20 protein-coding genes are annotated in these 17,856 nt (G+C 30.1%); all 20 read right to left on the minus strand.

Annotated features, from left to right (window positions below; translation table 11 throughout):
* Position 1 precedes the first annotated feature (1 nt).
* A complete protein-coding gene (xerC, locus tag GMA11_RS00070; RefSeq protein ID WP_163545164.1) occupies positions 2-910 on the minus strand; it encodes a tyrosine recombinase XerC in 909 nt (302 codons plus the stop codon).
* Positions 911-1,059: 149 nt separating this feature from the next.
* Positions 1,060-2,613, minus strand: coding sequence for an ABC transporter ATP-binding protein (locus GMA11_RS09475; RefSeq protein WP_163545165.1), 1,554 nt, complete (start codon positions 2,611-2,613; stop codon positions 1,060-1,062).
* Entirely contained in the window at positions 2,597-2,974 is a 378-nt protein-coding gene (locus tag GMA11_RS00080; protein WP_163545166.1) for a hypothetical protein, read from the minus strand. Before GMA11_RS00080 ends, GMA11_RS09475 begins: the two co-directional genes overlap by 17 nt.
* 266 nt (positions 2,975-3,240) lie before the next feature.
* Positions 3,241-4,260, minus strand: coding sequence for a lipoate--protein ligase (locus GMA11_RS00085; protein ID WP_163545167.1), 1,020 nt, complete (start codon positions 4,258-4,260; stop codon positions 3,241-3,243).
* A 13-nt stretch (positions 4,261-4,273) separates the two neighbouring features.
* The gene (locus tag GMA11_RS00090; protein WP_163545168.1) at positions 4,274-5,011 is read right to left on the minus strand and encodes an MBL fold metallo-hydrolase; all 738 of its coding nucleotides are present in this window, start codon (positions 5,009-5,011) and stop codon (positions 4,274-4,276) included.
* 9 nt (positions 5,012-5,020) lie between these two features.
* Positions 5,021-5,815: a hypothetical protein gene (locus tag GMA11_RS00095; RefSeq protein ID WP_163545169.1), complete on the minus strand. Its 795-nt coding sequence runs from the start codon at positions 5,813-5,815 to the stop codon at positions 5,021-5,023.
* Positions 5,816-5,965: 150 nt separating this feature from the next.
* Positions 5,966-6,346: a VOC family protein gene (locus GMA11_RS00100; RefSeq protein ID WP_163545170.1), complete on the minus strand. Its 381-nt coding sequence runs from the start codon at positions 6,344-6,346 to the stop codon at positions 5,966-5,968.
* Positions 6,347-6,366: 20 nt separating this feature from the next.
* Entirely contained in the window at positions 6,367-7,056 is a 690-nt protein-coding gene (locus GMA11_RS00105; protein ID WP_163545171.1) for an adaptor protein MecA, read from the minus strand.
* Between the two features lie 73 nt (positions 7,057-7,129).
* Positions 7,130-7,474 (minus strand): GNAT family N-acetyltransferase, encoded by a 345-nt coding sequence (locus tag GMA11_RS00110; protein WP_370516555.1) that lies wholly within the window; start codon positions 7,472-7,474, stop codon positions 7,130-7,132.
* A 96-nt stretch (positions 7,475-7,570) separates the two neighbouring features.
* A complete protein-coding gene (locus tag GMA11_RS00115; RefSeq protein WP_163545173.1) occupies positions 7,571-8,095 on the minus strand; it encodes a hypothetical protein in 525 nt (174 codons plus the stop codon).
* A complete protein-coding gene (locus GMA11_RS00120; protein WP_163545174.1) occupies positions 8,082-8,381 on the minus strand; it encodes a hypothetical protein in 300 nt (99 codons plus the stop codon). The genes GMA11_RS00115 and GMA11_RS00120 overlap by 14 nt, the downstream gene beginning before the upstream one ends.
* 173 nt (positions 8,382-8,554) lie before the next feature.
* Complete coding sequence (locus GMA11_RS00125; RefSeq protein WP_163545175.1) at positions 8,555-9,850, minus strand: DEAD/DEAH box helicase; 1,296 nt, start codon at positions 9,848-9,850, stop codon at positions 8,555-8,557.
* A gap of 158 nt (positions 9,851-10,008) precedes the next feature.
* Entirely contained in the window at positions 10,009-10,722 is a 714-nt protein-coding gene (locus tag GMA11_RS00130) for a hypothetical protein (RefSeq protein ID WP_163545176.1), read from the minus strand.
* Entirely contained in the window at positions 10,719-11,459 is a 741-nt protein-coding gene (locus GMA11_RS00135) for a multidrug ABC transporter permease (protein ID WP_163545177.1), read from the minus strand. Before GMA11_RS00135 ends, GMA11_RS00130 begins: the two co-directional genes overlap by 4 nt.
* Before the next feature lie 3 nt (positions 11,460-11,462).
* Positions 11,463-12,230: an ABC transporter ATP-binding protein gene (locus tag GMA11_RS00140; protein ID WP_163545178.1), complete on the minus strand. Its 768-nt coding sequence runs from the start codon at positions 12,228-12,230 to the stop codon at positions 11,463-11,465.
* Positions 12,223-13,368, minus strand: coding sequence for a hypothetical protein (locus GMA11_RS00145; protein WP_163545179.1), 1,146 nt, complete (start codon positions 13,366-13,368; stop codon positions 12,223-12,225). The genes GMA11_RS00140 and GMA11_RS00145 overlap by 8 nt, the downstream gene beginning before the upstream one ends.
* A 500-nt stretch (positions 13,369-13,868) precedes the next feature.
* Positions 13,869-14,726, minus strand: a complete 858-nt coding sequence (locus GMA11_RS00150) for a DegV family protein (protein WP_163545180.1) — start codon at positions 14,724-14,726, stop codon at positions 13,869-13,871.
* Between the two features lie 40 nt (positions 14,727-14,766).
* A complete protein-coding gene (locus GMA11_RS00155; protein WP_163545181.1) occupies positions 14,767-15,711 on the minus strand; it encodes a thymidylate synthase in 945 nt (314 codons plus the stop codon).
* 17 nt (positions 15,712-15,728) lie between these two features.
* Positions 15,729-16,244, minus strand: a complete 516-nt coding sequence (locus GMA11_RS00160) for a YfcE family phosphodiesterase (RefSeq protein ID WP_163545182.1) — start codon at positions 16,242-16,244, stop codon at positions 15,729-15,731.
* A complete protein-coding gene (racE, locus tag GMA11_RS00165; RefSeq protein ID WP_163545183.1) occupies positions 16,241-17,662 on the minus strand; it encodes a glutamate racemase in 1,422 nt (473 codons plus the stop codon). Before racE ends, GMA11_RS00160 begins: the two co-directional genes overlap by 4 nt.
* Between the last annotated feature and the right edge of the window lie 194 nt (positions 17,663-17,856).

The raw sequence follows: 17,856 nt of genomic DNA on the forward strand, positions 1-17,856 counted from the left end.
ATTATTCTCCTTTATCTTTTCTTTTTGCACGAGGATGAAATTGTTGATAATTTCGATACAAACTTTCTTTTGTAACATGTGTATAAACTTCTGTTGCTTTTAAACTATCATGTCCTAATAACTCTTGAATAGTACGTATATCTGCCCCATTATTTAATAAATGTGTTGCAAATGTATGCCGTAACATATGAGGATGTATATTAAAAGTCAAGCTACCTTTTTTAATGATTTGATTTAAAATATAAGATACACCAGCAGGTGTCAAAGGTTCTCCTAAATGATTTACAAATAACACATCATGTTTTTGTCTTTGCATCAGTGCAGGACGTCCTTTTTCCAAATAATCTTGCAATGTATCTTCTGCCCACTCTCCAAAAGGAACGTAACGCATTTTTCCACCTTTACCAAGAATAAAAATAAGTTTTGCACGAAAATCGACATCTTTTAATGTAACAGAAACACATTCACTCACACGTAATCCACAACTATATAATAGTTCTACCAATGCCATATTACGATAATCAAGTGGTTCAGTTCCTTTTGTCGCCTCGATAATTTTTTCCATTTCAGGTTCATAATAAAATTTTGGCAAGCGTTTTTCTCTTTTTTTATAGGTAACATATACAAATGGATTTTCTTCAACATAGTCTAAACTTAATAGATATTGATAAAAAACACGTAAACTCGATAATAAGCGAGAAATACTATTTTTACTATACTCTTGCTCAGTCAAATACGCTAAATAGTACTTAGCATCTCTAATCGTTACATTTAGTATATCTGACTCTTTGACTTGCTTTAAAAAAGAAACAAATTTTTCAATATCACGTCTATATGCTTGAATTGTCGCAAGGGAATATCTTTTTTCACGCTGTAACATGTCTAAAAAATCCACAATATACTGCTCCATTAAATCGCCTCCAAAGACCATTATATCTTAATTAGTTAGAATTTTCAAAATTGTTGCATTTTTTTGTACAATTCTGACATATTATACTAAAACGAGGCAAACCACCAATTTGATAGTGTGGTTCGCCTCGTCATTTTCACTCTATAATACTAATATAAGTGAATACAGTTATCATACTGTTCAGGTTGACTTCTATGTGAAATATGAATAATTGTTTGATGAGATAAAGACAGTAAATACTGTTCTATCTCTTTGGAAGATTGCTCATCCATTGCACTTAATGATTCATCTAAAATTAAAATAGGTTTCTTTTGACAGAGTGCTCTTATCAATGCGATTTTTTGTTGTTGACCCCCAGACAATGTACTCTTTTGGTCGAAACGTTCATCTAAACTATCTAGTGTTGGAAAACGGTCTTTTAATCTAAAAATGTCTAGTAAAGAAAGCACGTATTCACTGTCATAACATTGATATAAAGTGATATTATGTAAAATGGTATCGTGAAACATCATTGGTTTTTGTGGTACATAAGCAAAGAAAGATTGTACTTTTTGATAACTCATATTTTGGATTGAAATATTATCTATCAAAATATCTCCTTGTGTATACTCTTTATTTTTCGTTAATAACTCTATCAATGTCGTCTTACCACTACCATTTTTTCCAGTTATAAGATAGTGTTTTCCTTTATCAAATTGAAGTATTTGTTTAGAAAAATCAAGAAGTTTTGTATCATTTAGTTGATACTGTAAATCATGACAAATGATATGATGAAAATCTGATTGTATATTTAAGTTATCTTCATATATCTCTGTTTTCAGAAATGTTTGTTGAATATCTTGTGAAGATTTAATATCAGATAATGAAGATGCGATTAAATTGATAGGATGTACTAACTCTGTTGAAATGGAATAAATTGCCACAATAGTACCAACAGTAATGGCACCACTTAAAACTTGGTACCCTCCTATCCATAAAATCATGATTGTTGTTGCATAAAAAGAAAAACCAATCAGCACATTTCCCATACTACCAATACGTGTTTTGGCATCAATATCTTGACTAATCGCATGATATTTTTTGAATAACTTTTCTTTAAAATGAGCTAGAGAAAAACTATTCTTTATAATAACGACTCCTTCAATAATATCTGATAATTGCACTGTATACTCCGACTTTGTTTTAGAAATAACACTTTGCAATCTTGATAAATGACTTTTCAATACATACGGAATAATAATCGGTAAAAGCGATAATGTTAGTATAAATAATGCCGTCATAAAATCTAATGAAAAAATAGCAATAACCGCAAATAAAAACGACATTAAACCATGCCACAACGATATTTGAGCCTCATAATACAGTTCTTTGATCATTTCAATATCGTTAGAAATGGTTGATATATAGTCACTTCCTAAAGTGTCATGTGGTAAATGTAATAATTGATAAATGGCTTTTTCGTGTAAGTATTCTCCCATACTATTGATGTATTTTTGACGAAAGAGCTGTTGCCCATATTCTGCTATCAATAAAATTAACGTAGCTCCAACCAATAAAATCACGAAATGATAAAATTGAGATATATTGTGTTCGAGCAGTGTATCTACAATAAATTTGGTTAATACACTAAAACAAATATTCATCAATGCTACGAAGAATAGACACACTAAACTAAGATAAAAATACTTATTTTTGAATGGCACGATATATCACCTCACAAATATTTTTTGTGCTTAAACCTACACTATTTAATTCTTTTTCCCATGATATGATACATTCTACATCAGAATTAGTCTTTTTCTTTAAAAGAATATCCTGAAAATTTTTATAAGAATATTGAGTAAAATACTTATCAGGAAAAAATGAACATGGCTTGATAAAACCTTGTTCAGTAATTGTCCATTCTGTTAAACCTGCTCCACAACTTAAGCCTGTTTCAGAAAGATTTTTCAATATTTTTTTAGAACTATTTTCTTCCCATAAAGCTATAGATATATATTTTGAATACTTATGTTGTAATTCCAACATTTTTTGAGACAAAATTTTGTATTCTTTATTTGACAAATACCATTCATTTTCTATTCATATTTTTTTACTAGTCAATATATCATCTTTTGTATTCATAAATTTTCCTCCTATATGATAATCCTTATTCTCAACTAACACAAAGTGAATAATCACTGTTTATGTTCATAAAATAAATCTTTAAAATTGATATATCAATCTGTTAATAACGTAAAGTGTGATATTATATGACATCCAATCACCTGGAGGGACGACATGTACATCACACAAAAAAGAAGATGCCAAGAAACATCTTCCTTTCAATCTTATTCAACTGTTCCGAAAACAAGTAATTGGGTTAATTCTTCTGATGATATATTTCCAAAGTATTTTTTCACGTCAATCGTATCAAATACATTTTGAACATGTTCCTTATCAAATTTAGTTCCACGTAATGCTGCTTCTACATCTACAATGTCACCTAAACCAAAGAAATCACCAAAAATTTTAATGTCATCAATGTGTCCATTTGATACATTTAATTTAAATTCGACTAATCCAAATGGGAATTTATGATGACAAGCCATTGAAAATTGTGGAGAATGTCCATAATTCCAGTCCCAATTTCCAAATCGTTCATCACGAATTTTATAAACACCTTCCCAGTCTTTATCTGTTAGATGGTATTCTTTTACGTCGTCACGTGATGATACCCCAAAAATTTCTAATAATAAACTGTCACGAAATTCTTGAGTTGTCATATTTTGATATTGTGCTGATACATAAGGTTTAATGTTTGTAACACGTGAACGAACAGATTTAATACCTTTAGATTCAATTTTTTCTTTTCTTGGTTTTAATGCTTTTGTGACAGCATCTAAATCAGCATCAAACAAAATTGTACCATGAGCTGTCATACGGCCATTTTTAGCGTACATAGCATTTCCAGAAAATTTCTTTCCGTCAATCAATAAATCATTTCTACCTTGTAACTCTGCACCTGCAACACCCATTTTATGAAGGGCGTCAATAACAGGTTTTGTAAATTTGCCAAAATCTCTAAAAGAGCCATCATCATCTTTAATAAAACAAAAAGAAAAATTACCTAAATCATGATAAACAGCTCCTCCACCGGACATACGACGAACGACGTGAATACCTTTTTCATCAATATACGACTGATTAACTTCTTCAGCTGTATTTTGATTACGCCCAATAATAATAGACGGTTCATTGATATAAAATAATAAAATCGGTTCATCTACTAACTTATTTTCTACTAAATATGTTTCTAAAGCAATATTGACACGTGGATCTGTAATCTCTTTATTATCTACAAAATACATGACATATCCTCCTTTAAATTTCGTATGTATCAAAATCTTTTGCTAAATAAACCGGAATATGTTCAACCATTTCTTCTGCTTGTTGTTTTAAAACGCTTTGATAATTCACAGGTAAATGCGTTAAAACTAATTGCTTAACATTCGCTAAATCTGCAATCTTTCCGACTTCTCCTGCTGTCATATGCACGGTACTATTTTCTGAACCATTCATAAACATTGCATCTGCAAGTAATAAATCTGCATCTTTTGCAAAAGTAATAAAGTCTGCTAAATACCCAGAATCTGCTGTAAAAACAAATACTTTTTTAGTGTTTTTATCTTCAACCCTTATCCCATAACACACAACTGGATGAATGGTTTTTAAAAATGTTATTTTAAAAGGACCTACTCTTAAAATTTCCTCTGGATTATAAACAATTCCCTCACTCACATTTTGCATCGTCAATTTAGAAAATTCTTCTGAATGCTGATGTCCATAAATTTTTAATATTTTTTTGGGCAAACGTTCTAGTGCAGGCTTTAACTGATAAGCATATTGCAACACACCTAAGTCTGCAATATGATCTGCATGGTAATGCGTAATCAGCAATGCATCAATATCTGTCGGTTCCATAATAGAAGCAAGATGTTGAAAAGCGCCACTTCCAATGTCGACAAGTAATTTAAATCCGTCTGCCTCTAATAAATAAGACGATGTTGCTTGTGTCGGTGTTGGATAGGCTCCCATACAACCTAAAATGGTTAATTTCATAGCAACCTCCTAAAATAGACTTAACAAAAGCACATATAATGTATATAAACTTGATAAATAATTTTTACTTTTTCCAGTATTTAAATAATGTTTATTTTTAAACATAAATTGTATAAATAATCCAACAATACCAACTAGTAAAACATCAAATAATATATTCGTTAATGCTACTCTTCCTATTGCAAAAGGAAATACAGCCATACCAATAAGCCCTGCAATAGATAAATAACGTAATAAATTTTTTGGTAAAGCAACCATTCCATATTTAACAATGTCTAGTTTCTCTGATTCTGCGTAATATACTAAAAGTCCACTCACAAGAGGTAAAATGGCTACAAATAAATTCATAGTAATTAAATTTACTTGAATAAATGAAGCTAAAATCGTTACGACCAATCCTTTTAAAAAGACTTGTAATATGATGTAATAAATCGTACCTTTTAACTTGAACGGTGCATACATCAAATGCGTACTTACAACGTATAAAAATGCAAGTATTGTAAAAATAATATTCGTTATATAATACAGTAATACTAAAAAAATAAGAATAATTAGCTCAAACATATATAAGGGTTGCCATTTTACATAGCCACGCTTAGATACATTGATAAATAAATATTGCTCAATAAATTGCATCATTAACATAAAGAAATAAAAAACAATAGCTCCCACTAAATTCAAAGGATTACCTTTAGAACCAAATGATGTTCCAAATAAAATCAATGTTAATGGCATAATAAACAATTTTATAACTGGATGACTTGCAAAATATTTAAGTTGCTTTATAAATGTATTTAAATCCATATCATTACCCTAACCTTTATAAAATATGAATACAACATGTACCCAAATTACATTATATGAGAAAACCCTTAATATATCAAGTTTTCTACTTTTAGACACAAAAATAAACACAAATAACTATAAATAGGGGGACCTATTTATAGTTATTTGTTATTTCATTCTAACGACTTCTACTTTGTATCCGTCTGGATCAATAATAAAATAATAAGATGGTGGTATACCTGGTAATCCTTTTAAATCTGTTACATTATAGCCAGCATTTTTTTGTTGTTCATGTAGTGCTTCAAGATCTTCTACAGCAATCGCAATATGACCATATCCTGTCCCCAACTCATACGCACCATGTCCATAATTATAAGTTAATTCTAATTCATAATCACTTTCAGGCAATGTTAAATAAGCTAGTGTAAATTGATTTTCTGGAAAATCTCTTAATCGAGACACTTTAAAATCAAATGCTTCTGTATAAAATTTAATAGATTCTTCTAAATTTTTGACGCGATAGCACGTATGTACCATTTGTTGTTTCATTTATATTATCCCTCACAATATTAATTGATAAAATATTTTTTTGTCACATCTAAAGCGTTTGATTCAATAATAAGATTTGCGTGTTCATTTAAAAATACTTGTGATACTTTTGCCATTTCTCCATATTCTAATGCTATGTGCAACACATGTTGACGCTCATTTGCTGTTGAACATGTTATAGCCCAATAATATTCTCCATTATAATCATATAAATGATTTTCTAAATGTTCCACTTTTATATATTTGGCAAAAGAAACAAAATCAGCAATTTTTTCAAATACAAAAACAAGTGATTTAGTAGATTCTTTTTTTAATTCTTCTTTTTCAAATAGTTGTTTTTGAGATATTGCTTTTTCTTTTTTCTCTTCATTTGATTCTTGTTCTAAATATTGAATCATTTTATCAAGCGGGTTATTACTATCAAAATCAATATCTTGAATAGATGCTTTTAAGTGCTCTTTAAAATTATCGACCATTCCTTTTGTAATATATAAGTCAAAACCGTCTCTTTTAGGCACTACTTGAAATGTCACAGAATCAATACCTTCAAATTCATGACGCATACCAACTTCATCCAAAATGCTATAAAAGAATGTTTCAACTTTCTTTTGACTTCCTAATAAGTCAAAAAATGTAATACCTCGTTCTTCTAAATCAGACTTAGCAATCATCACTTTTATTGTATTTTCATTTATGTGTTCCATTTTCATTCGTATCACCTCTTTTATATAAATTATAATGAATATTTTATAACAATTTCATTATTTGTAAAGTAAGATATATCTATTGTTTAAACATTATTTCTTGATAGACATCATCTTTTTCAAAAAGTGCCACAACATACGGGCATGTTGGAATAATTTTTAACTGTTCTTCCTTAGCGTATGCAACAACTGTATCTACCAATTTTTTAGCAATGCCTTGTCCTCTTAATGTTTCTGATACATATGTATGATTAACATCAATCACATTATCTTTCACAAAAGCATATGTTATTTCTCCTAATAACTGTCCGTCAACTTCATAAACAAAACTATTTCCTTTTTTTACAAATTCCATTATAAATCCTCCAATACTTTCTCTTTTTACAAATGGGGCATGTTCTATACCTTGTCGTATAAATAGTATAACATTTTATACACACTTTTTGATGAAATATGCTCTTTTTATTTCTTTTATATAAAAGAAATACATATATACAAAAAATGACTAATCCTATAAATATCATCTTCTATCTTCCATTTCCTTTTTATAGTCAAGTACTCGTTGCTGACAATCTTCTGCTTGTATGATGTCTTGAATCATATTAATAAAATTGTTTAATGGTTCCTCTTTAAAAAATTGACTATTTTTTAAACAATCTAAAATTAATTTTTTAAAATTGTATGTATTCTCTTTTCCAATCAATCTGATACCAATAAAGGCAATACATTCTTTATCTTGATGATACACAAATTGATTGATATTCCATAAAATAAAATGAGTATCTATATAGTCATGTTCTAATTGTTTTAATATAGTCACTACTTGAAAAAGAACATCAAAAAACATATATGTAGAAACACCTTGAGATAAATATGTTTTTAATGAAATACAGTTTACATATTCTCCAGTATATTCTTTTTGTGACAGTTGGTTCATAGATAAAACTGGGGCAGCTGTTGAAAAGAAAACATATTCTTCAAGAGGTTCTAATATTAGTGTTAGATATACTCGATTTTGTTTTTCAGTTATTTTAAAAGTAGCCATCTAATTTCCTCCATAGTGTTAAACGCTCTATTATAGTATGATTATGATGTTGTATATATTGATACATTTCTTCGCTTAATCCATGATAATCAATAACGAGTATTTTTTTGTATTTTCTTAGACAATATTTAAAATAAGGCACAATACTAACAGCATGCTTTTGTAAAGAAAAACACTGTGGTAACTTTTCTTTAACAATACCAGCTGTATAGTCTACCACACTTTGATTATCATAAAAGGTTAAAACAAGATGTTTACGATAAATAATAAATATTTTTTCGTACACACTGGCAAATGCAAAACGATATCTATAATCGTTTTGTACAATGTAGTGTTCATGAAAGTCATCTATCTTATCTTTATTGGTACATTCCGTACATAGCCATTGTTTTTTATTTTGTGAAAAAGAAAAGATATCTATTTTCTCGTATATTCTTTTTTGACATATAAGACACAACATTATAAAATCAATCCTCTCTTCTTTGCGAGTTTATTCATATGTTTTATCTCTTTTATCGCTTTTTTTAAATATCGTGATGCACCATTATGTAAAAAATATACAAGACCACTTGGTGCATCAACTGTTCGTCCAACTCTACCGGCAATTTGCACAAGACTAGCTGTTGTGAATATTGGTTGGTGTGCATCTACAACAATGACATGAATATGTTTAAAGGTCACACCTCGTTCTAAAATGGTTGTGGTCAACAAACAGTCGTATTGATTGTCACGCATGGATTGGATTTTTTCATAGCGATGACTGTCTTGTGCATGTACGGATGCAATAGCTAAATTGGGATATGCTTTTTTTAACTGTTTTTCTAAAACATGCATATCGTCAATATTGGGCAAAAAGACGAGAAATGGTTGATTTTTATTTATAAATTGATGCAAAATAGAAAACAATACTTTAGGTTTTTTCTTCCAAAATCCAATATACATACTTTTTGGCACAACAAGTGGGTGCTTATGATACCTTGCGGGTAATGTCACGCAAGATAAGGTTCCTTTTTTTATTTTTTTAAGTTGTTCTTTACTAGGTGTTGCTGTTAACAAAATTAAACTACTTTTTTCTTTTAATACTTTCTCAATACGATTGGTTAATATAGGATTATTGCTAAAAGGAAATGAATCTACTTCATCAATAAACAATAAATCAAACGCATGTTTAAATCGCAATAATTGATGTGTGGTACAAATCACCAATTTGGTATAACGATAAGATTCGGTATTTTCTCCGTATAAAACAGCAATATTTTCATCAGGAAAAACTTTTTTTAAACGAAGAGATAATTCAATACATACATCTACTCTGGGTGCAGATAAACAAACTCTCCCACCCTCCTCAAGAATACGATGAATACTGTTATAAATCATTTCTGTTTTTCCCGCACCTGTTACAGCATAGACGAGTAATTGTTCATTGGATAGTGCTGCTTGCTCAATACGTTTAGATAGTTTTTCTTGTTCATTGGACAAGGTACCCTTAAAATCAAAGACAACATGTCTATGTTTATTTTTTGGTTCTGGATAAGAAACAAGATAGTCGCACTCTTTTAATAGACCTAAATTTATACAAGAAACACAATAACCACAAAATTGCAGACATGTTGAACAAGGTGTTTGATACTTAATAGGCATATCACAGCGACAGCATTTTCGATTAGACACAGCTGGTATACAAATAAAAGACTTGAATTGAGATAAATCTTTCTTTTTTATAACTATCTCACGTCCATAAGCATTTTCTTTCATATTTATCACCTATTGATAATATATGCCATTTATGACAAAATCTTTGTTCTACAATAAAAAAAGTCGATACTTTTATGTATTTTATCATTATCAATAGTAGAAAAAACAGGTAGTGAATGGTATTAGTCATTCACTACCTGTTTTACCGATAGCATTTATTAAAAAATAGAATAACGTTGTCTAGCTATTCTTCTATTACATTGATATATATAAAGACAGAGTGTTAATATTATCCAAATAGATAGATTGATAACAATACTTATTACATCTAACTGATTGGTATAAATCATATTTGTAATAGTACTAAAAGGAAGTACATTACTACATAATTGCCATAAAGGTGGATAAGTCGATACAGCACCAACAGATCCTCCTAAAAGCACAATCATACTCGCAACTATATTTGTCCAAAAATATGGATTGTGATATGTCCAAGATAAACAGCTTGCAAATAAACCAAGCACAATACCCGAAACAATACAAAAAGGTGCCAATATTAAAATATAGTATAGAGAAACAATATTTAAACTAGCAAATAATACACCATTTATCACTGCTAATAAATATGCTCCAAAAAAACAAATCAGAAATTGATTTCCCCAATAATAAAAAGAAAACGGGTGATGTACAATGACATATTTATCAATCCCTCTATTCATATTTCCAATAAAGAGTTTGGATACCATATATACAGCCATCGTCCCACTTGATAACACAATGGAAACCGTCATGATTTTAGATGATAATTGATAATTATAGTCTTGCATAATCAGTACCATTAAAAAGGCTTGGAACATTGGTATAATAATGAAGTGAAGCAAAAATGTTCGTAAATGATTAAAATAAGAAAGTGATGTAAGTACAATTTTCATAAGCTTCCCCCAAATTGACCGAATTGTTTTGCTTTTTTGATTAAATAATGAGTTGTATAAAAGCTAATACCAAGCATAATGACAATACTGACAAGGCATTTTAATAAATTGATCCCTGTTAATACTTCTTCTTTTAATAACCAACCAATAGGCATTGAAATTGGTATAATCCACTGCATAATTTGTTTTAAGGGCATAAATAATGTAGGAACAGTGAATAAACCTGATAGTAATAGTATCGGTAAAGAAATCAATTCTTCATAAATAATGGCATTCTTTGTTAAAACAAATACAGAAGCAATGCATAAATCTAAAACAGTTGCACCAAACCAAAGTAAGATTATGAATAATATATCAATTAAAGTAATAACTGGCAAAAATCCTAAAAAAATAGATAATAAAAAAGCAATAGGAAAACTTAATAATCCAAATAAAGCTGCTGGCATAACCAGTGCAACTAAGGAAATATAGTCATCTAGTGGATTATTGATTAAATACACGAATGTTCCTTGCCATTTTTGCATACCTACAACTCCTGCTGCTGTTGTTCCAGATGCCCATAATCCAAAAATTCCTGCTCTTAGCCAAGCAACTTGGTTAACTGTTTCATGTTGAGAATATGCTGCTAAATATTGAAATAAAATCAATGTTGTTGTGCTGGATAAAACCGTCATTAAAAAATAACTATTTTTGCTATACAGTTTTAAATGAAACATAACTAATGATAAAAAACGCATACTCTATCTCCTTTTTAACTGTTCAGCAATAGCTAAATAAGATTCTTCTAATGTTGCCGGTCTATCAATCTTAGTGAGATTAGATAAGCGAATGATGCTCTCCACTGTTCCTTCATGATAAATTTTACCTGCACCAATCAATAAAATACGATCTGATAAAAATTCAATTTCAGACATTGTATGACTTGTTAATAGAATAGCAATTTTCTCTGTTTTAGCAAGATGTTTAATCATTTCTCTTATTGTACGGGCAATTTCCACGTCCAATCCCGTTGTTGGTTCATCTAAAAGAATAATTTTAGGTTTGTTTAAAAGCGCTCTTGCAATATGCAATCGTTGCTTCATTCCTCTTGAAAATTCCCTTACTTTTTTATGTTCAACATCTTTTAATTCTACTAATGTTAATACTCTATTGATTTCATCTTGTACTTGTTTTCTAGCAACTTTCTTCAGATGTGCAAAAAATATTAAATTTTCTCTTGCCGATGCATGACCATAAAATCCTAATTCTCCACCTAATACAACTCCCATAGGAAAGTATTTTCGTGTTTTTTTCGTTAATGTTGTACCATCAATCAAAATAGAACCACTTGTTTGTTCTAAATATCCAGCTATCATTTGTACCAGTGTTGTTTTTCCTGCTCCATTAGGTCCTAAAAGTGCAACCACTTTTCCAGATTCTAATGTAAAAGAAATATCTTCTACAGCTACAAATGTCTCCTTTTTAGTTATAAATTCTTTCCTTAAATGTTGAATATTAATTTTAGTCATATATTCCCCTCTTACTATCACTTTGTTCTAACTTTACTAGTTCTTTCTCTAACTCTCTTACTTTCATCATATTATCTGTTTTATAATATAATACAATCAATAATTGATAGTCAAATACAATTGAATAAAATTCTCCCTCGTTTACATGATAAACTAAAGCTTGTTCTAAAATGGGAATGGCTCTTTTAAAATCTTTATTTAAAAAATAAAAATAGCCTAATGTACCTAATGCTTCTGAGATATAAACGGTAGCATATTTAGATACCATATCAACATTTAACTCTAAAAGATAAATGGCTCTTTTTAACTGCTCTTTTTTTAGAAAAATTTGTGCAAGATTTATATTTATTTGACTTAAATATCGAGCTACTTGATGTTTTTTATTATCAGATATATCTTTGGAATAAAGAAGTGCTTTTGATAATAATTGTGCATTTTTCATGATTAATTCAATATATAAACTTCCCCACATCTCTCGATGTGATTCGAGTAAGAAAAAAGCATATAAATTATTAACAAGTACGGTCATCATCAAATCATCTTGAATATTTGAGTGATTTTCAAGTACAATTTCATTTAAAATACTTTCAACTTTTTTAAAATTTCTAAATCTTTTTAATTCTGAAACAGCCATTCGATGTAATGCTGTCAAACGGTTTAGCGTTGATTTTGATACATTTATATTAGATGCTAGCTCAAATAATTGAAGACCTTTTTTATTATTTCTTGCGACTAACACTGTTCCAGAAAAAATACATAATGTGTAATCAGCGTATGCTACTATCTCATCAAATCTATTTAACACACTTATCTCAACAGCTTGATAATCACCTGTTAAAAAAATAACCATATCAATCCAATACGCATATTTTTGTATTGGAATGCATGCTAATTCTTCTACAAGTTCATGAGTAGTAGGTATCTTAATACAATTATCGTGACATACTGTTAACATCATTTTTTGAATACTTTTAAATTCTCTAACACCTAAATCATTTAAATAATAAGGTACAGATCGACGTGGCATGAATGATATATCATTATGTAACACAATAAGTTTAGCAAGACTTATTCTTTCTTTTAAATAAATAGGTATATTTTTCTGATTTAATTGATCTATATATTTACTAATTCTCATGCTAATCTCCATCAGTTTCATGTTCAGGAGCATGATGCCATCCTCTAAAATAAACATTTAATCTTTTTAAAACTTCATCATTCAATTCATAAAATAATTCTTCTAATTGATTTTCCTCCATAATTTCCCTCCTTTCTGTCTTCATGCTCCATTCTACAAAGTTTTTATTCTCTGTCTATAAAAAAAGCCATATTTCTTTTTATAGCTGACAAAATGATTTATTATCAATAATTTTTATATTATATACAGACAAAAAACGGTATATTCCTTCATAAAAGACTTTTTAAATCAATTTTGTTTATTCTATGATGAAATTTGTAAATATTTAGTATAAAACTAAAAAAGAAATGAAAAAATTAAATAAAATATTGTAAATGTCATTAACTCAATAATAAAAGATATTGATAGAAATAATCCACAGACACCTTTTGAGATAGAACTAAAAAAGACTTTATATCAACTTATTGCAAATGTTGATATAAAGTCTTTTTACTAAATTTTTATAATTTTTCGCTTGTTGTTGGTCCAAAAATCATACCCATTGATTTTTCACCTAGATGTGTACCAATAACTGCACCAAATTCTACAATATTGAACGTCACTTTCGGGAATTGTTTTTCTAGTTCTTCTTTCCATTCTTGGGCAACATCTAAACGATTAGCATGATGAATGGTTGCTGTAAAAGGTACATCGTATTGATTGACGTGATCTTGAAATAATTCTGTAATACGAGAAATACCTTTTTTAAATGTTCTTATTTTTTCTGTTGGAACGATTTTACCGTCAATCGTTAAAATAGGCTTAATGTTTAACATCGAACCAATAACAGCTGAACCTGTTGACAAGCGTCCGCCTTTTTGTAAATGCATTAAATCGTCCACTAAGAAAAATGCGTTTTGTGCTGCAATCATCATATTTAATTTTTCAATAATATTTTCTGGAGAAACATTTTCTCGTGCTAAACGAACCGCTTCTTTAACTAATTGCGCTTGAGCACCACAAGCACGTCTTGAGTCTACCGCATAAACAGTGAAGTTATCAAATTCTCCATTTAAACTTGCTACTGTTTGATACGTACCGCTAATTTCTGAAGATAAATGAATGGAAATGACTGCATCATAATCTTTGGACAATTTTTCAAATAGTGCCATTGTTTGTCCAACAGATGGTTGAGAAGATTTTGGTAATTCTTTTGCACCACGTACTAAATCATAAAATTCACTTGGTGTAATCTCTTCTCCTTCCATATACGTTTTGTCTTTAAATGCAATGGATAGAGGTAAAACATAGATATTTAACGCTTCTATTTCATCTTTCGTCAAATAGGCAACACTATCTGTAACAACTGCAATATTCATGTTATGTACACTCCTTCTTTGTATTTTGTAAAATAAGTCATTAAACAGCAATTGGTGCTGTTATTTTTGCATGTTTTTGATAATTTATCAATGTAATATCTTCTTTTTGAATATCAAATAAAGAAAGATCTGGTTTATGCAATAATAATTTAGGTAAAGAATATGGTGTGCGAGTTAATTGCTCTTTTACTTGTTCTAAATGGTTTAAATAAATATGTGCATCTCCAATTGTATGCACAAATTCACCAACTTCTAATCCTACTTCATTCGCAATTAAATGTGTCAATAAGGCATAGCTGGCAATATTAAATGGAATACCTAAAAAAGCATCTCCACTACGTTGGTATAACTGACAACTTAATTGATTGTTAACAACATAAAATTGGAACATCGTATGACATGGTGGTAAAGCCATACTAGGTACTTCTTCTGGATTCCAAGCAGATACGATGATACGTCTTGAATCTGGATTTGTTTTCAAAGTATCGATTACTTGCTGAATTTGATCAATTTCATTACCGTCTGTTGTTTTCCAATGTCGCCATTGAACACCATAAATATTTCCTAAACTACCATGTTTTTGTGCAAATATATCGTCTTCTAAAATTTGTTGACAGTACTTTTGCATTTCTTGTTGATAGAGAGCATTAAATGCCTCGTCTACTAAACAACGTCTACCAAAATCGGTCATATCAGGTCCTGTGTAATCTGGACTTTCCACATAACGTTTAAAGCCCCACTCATCCCAAATATGATTATTATTTTCTAATAAATACTTCAAATTATTATCGCCATGTAAAAACCATAACAATTCACTTTTAATTAAACCAAATGGAACAGATTTAGTCGTGACTATTGGAAAGCCTTCTTGTAAATTAAAACGCATTTGATAACCAAAAATACTTTTTGTGCCTGTTCCTGTTCTATCAGATTTTTCGACACCTTCATCTACTATTTTTTGTAAAAAATCTAAATATTGTTTCATAGTATCCTTTCTATCGTTTACAAGACTACTCTATCTTCTAAACCTTCTAAGCGTGTACGATCATGTTTGTAAAACTCAACATCAACAATGTTTCCGTCCACAGATACAATCGCATACGTTCTTTCTTTAATTGGACCTCTTGAATGATTAAAACTACCTGGGTTAATACATGCAACCCCTTCTTCATCTTCTACTTTCAAGATATGAGTATGACCATATAAGGCAATGCGACATTTATTTTCATAAGCAGCATTGGCTAATTGAGCACGTGTAAAGCTAACAACATGCATGTGACCATGTGCCACAAAAATATTTTCATCTCCTGCTTTGACAATTTGATAGTTATCGAATGGTGCATAAAAATCATTATTTCCTTTCACAACACTATCACATAAAGACCATACTTCATGATTTTCATTTAACTCTGAATCGCCACAATGAATGATATAATCTACTTTATCTCTATAATAACGTAATAATTCTAACATTTCTTCTTCGATACCATGACTATCACTAATCACTAAAATTTTCATGATAAAACCTCCTGAGGTAATATTGATAATAAGTGTTGAATGGCTTTTTTACGATGACTAATTTTATTTTTTTCTTCTGGTGTCATCTCAGCTGTTGTTTTGCCATATTCTTCTATATAAAATAATGGATCGTATCCAAACCCATTTTCGCCTTTTGGCACTGTTAAAATTTCTCCTCGCACATTTCCTGATGCGACAATAGATTGTTCATTCGGTCTTGCAAGAACCAAGGTGCAGTGAAATGTTGCTGTTCTTTGTTCTTTAGGAACACCTGCTAATTCTGACAATAATTTTGCATTATTGGCTGTATCACTTTTTGGCTCTCCGGCATATCTTGCTGAATAAACCCCTGGTTCACCATGCAAAGCATCCACCATTAGTCCAGAATCATCTGCAATGACCATAACATTTAGACGTTGTGCAATACTTTCTGCTTTTAAACGTGCATTTTCTTCAAAGGTTGTCCCCGTTTCTTCAATATCCTCAATATCTGGATAGTCTAAAAGCGTTTTGACAGAATAACCTTTTTCACCAAAAATTTGTTCAAACTCTCTAGCCTTTCCTTTATTTTTAGTGGCAATCAGTAAAACTTTTTCCATTTGTGTCACCTTCTGATACTTTTCTAAAGAGATAACCTCTACATCTAATTCGGGCATATTTAGCCATTGTTTTGCTACTTTTTCAAATTGTTCTTTATTTCCGGTTGTAAAGAAACGATGATGCTTTTCACCTTCATGTGTAGAAGCAATATCAAAATAATCCAACAACATACTCACATCCGTAATTGTTTCAACACCAGAATCAATGAGTGTGACGTGCTCACCCATAGCATTTTGTATATGCTCTTTTAAAAGCGGGTAATGGGTACAACCTAAAATAAGTGTGTCCAAATGATGCTCCTTTAAAGTGCTTAATGTCTCCAAAACCGTTTCTTGTGCATCTGTTGTGTTCATTTTGTTCTCTTCAACTAATCCAACAAATTTTGGACAGGGTAAATTAAACACATGAATAGATTGTTTTTTATTTTTTAATGTGCGTTCATACACACCGGATTGAATAGTACCTGTTGTTCCAATAACCCCAATTCGTTTATTTTTACTTTTAGAAATAGCTGCACGGCTGCCTGGGTCAATCACGCCAATAACCGGAATGGAGAGCTTCTGTTTTATCTCTGGCAATACGGCTGCTGTCGCTGTATTACAGGCAATGACAAGCAATTTAATATTTTTTTCTAGTAAAAAATGAACCATTTCCCAAGTGAATTGGCGTACTTCCTCTGGAGTACGAGGACCGTATGGACATCTAGCAGAATCACCTAAATAATAAATGGTTTCATTAGGTAGTTGATTTAAAGATTCTTTTACAACGGTTAATCCACCAACACCTGAATCAATGAAACCTATTGGTTGCTTATTCATCACTTTCCGTCTCCTCTAAACCATCTGCGATAAATTGTGCAAGCCATGCCATAATAGGTAATGCAACTGCAACAACTTGTAAAGCAGCTAGTATTTTTCCAATTTTTTTCATTTTTTTCACCCCAATTACAGTACATTATACAATATTTTTTTTTTTTTTGCTTATTTATTTACTTAAAAAATGATTTGCGTTT

This window comes from Granulicatella sp. zg-ZJ, assembly GCF_010892355.1.
GTDB lineage: Bacteria > Bacillota > Bacilli > Lactobacillales > Aerococcaceae > WM01.

Coding starts and splice junctions, on each gene's coding strand:
- GMA11_RS00135 (WP_163545177.1), bottom strand. CDS start 11,459: ATGCGTTTTTTATCATTAGTTATGTTTCATTTAAAACTGTATAGCAAA.
- GMA11_RS00125 (WP_163545175.1), bottom strand. CDS start 9,850: ATGAAAGAAAATGCTTATGGACGTGAGATAGTTATAAAAAAGAAAGAT.
- GMA11_RS00085 (WP_163545167.1), bottom strand. CDS start 4,260: ATGTATTTTGTAGATAATAAAGAGATTACAGATCCACGTGTCAATATT.
- GMA11_RS00095 (WP_163545169.1), bottom strand. CDS start 5,815: ATGGATTTAAATACATTTATAAAGCAACTTAAATATTTTGCAAGTCAT.
- GMA11_RS00105 (WP_163545171.1), bottom strand. CDS start 7,056: ATGAAAATGGAACACATAAATGAAAATACAATAAAAGTGATGATTGCT.
- xerC (WP_163545164.1), bottom strand. CDS start 910: ATGGAGCAGTATATTGTGGATTTTTTAGACATGTTACAGCGTGAAAAA.
- GMA11_RS00150 (WP_163545180.1), bottom strand. CDS start 14,726: ATGAATATTGCAGTTGTTACAGATAGTGTTGCCTATTTGACGAAAGAT.
- racE (WP_163545183.1), bottom strand. CDS start 17,662: ATGAATAAGCAACCAATAGGTTTCATTGATTCAGGTGTTGGTGGATTA.
- GMA11_RS00100 (WP_163545170.1), bottom strand. CDS start 6,346: ATGAAACAACAAATGGTACATACGTGCTATCGCGTCAAAAATTTAGAA.
- GMA11_RS00155 (WP_163545181.1), bottom strand. CDS start 15,711: ATGAAACAATATTTAGATTTTTTACAAAAAATAGTAGATGAAGGTGTC.
- GMA11_RS00140 (WP_163545178.1), bottom strand. CDS start 12,230: ATGACTAAAATTAATATTCAACATTTAAGGAAAGAATTTATAACTAAA.
- GMA11_RS00130 (WP_163545176.1), bottom strand. CDS start 10,722: ATGAAAATTGTACTTACATCACTTTCTTATTTTAATCATTTACGAACA.
- GMA11_RS00115 (WP_163545173.1), bottom strand. CDS start 8,095: ATGGCTACTTTTAAAATAACTGAAAAACAAAATCGAGTATATCTAACA.
- GMA11_RS00090 (WP_163545168.1), bottom strand. CDS start 5,011: ATGAAATTAACCATTTTAGGTTGTATGGGAGCCTATCCAACACCGACA.
- GMA11_RS00160 (WP_163545182.1), bottom strand. CDS start 16,244: ATGAAAATTTTAGTGATTAGTGATAGTCATGGTATCGAAGAAGAAATG.
- GMA11_RS00145 (WP_163545179.1), bottom strand. CDS start 13,368: ATGAGAATTAGTAAATATATAGATCAATTAAATCAGAAAAATATACCT.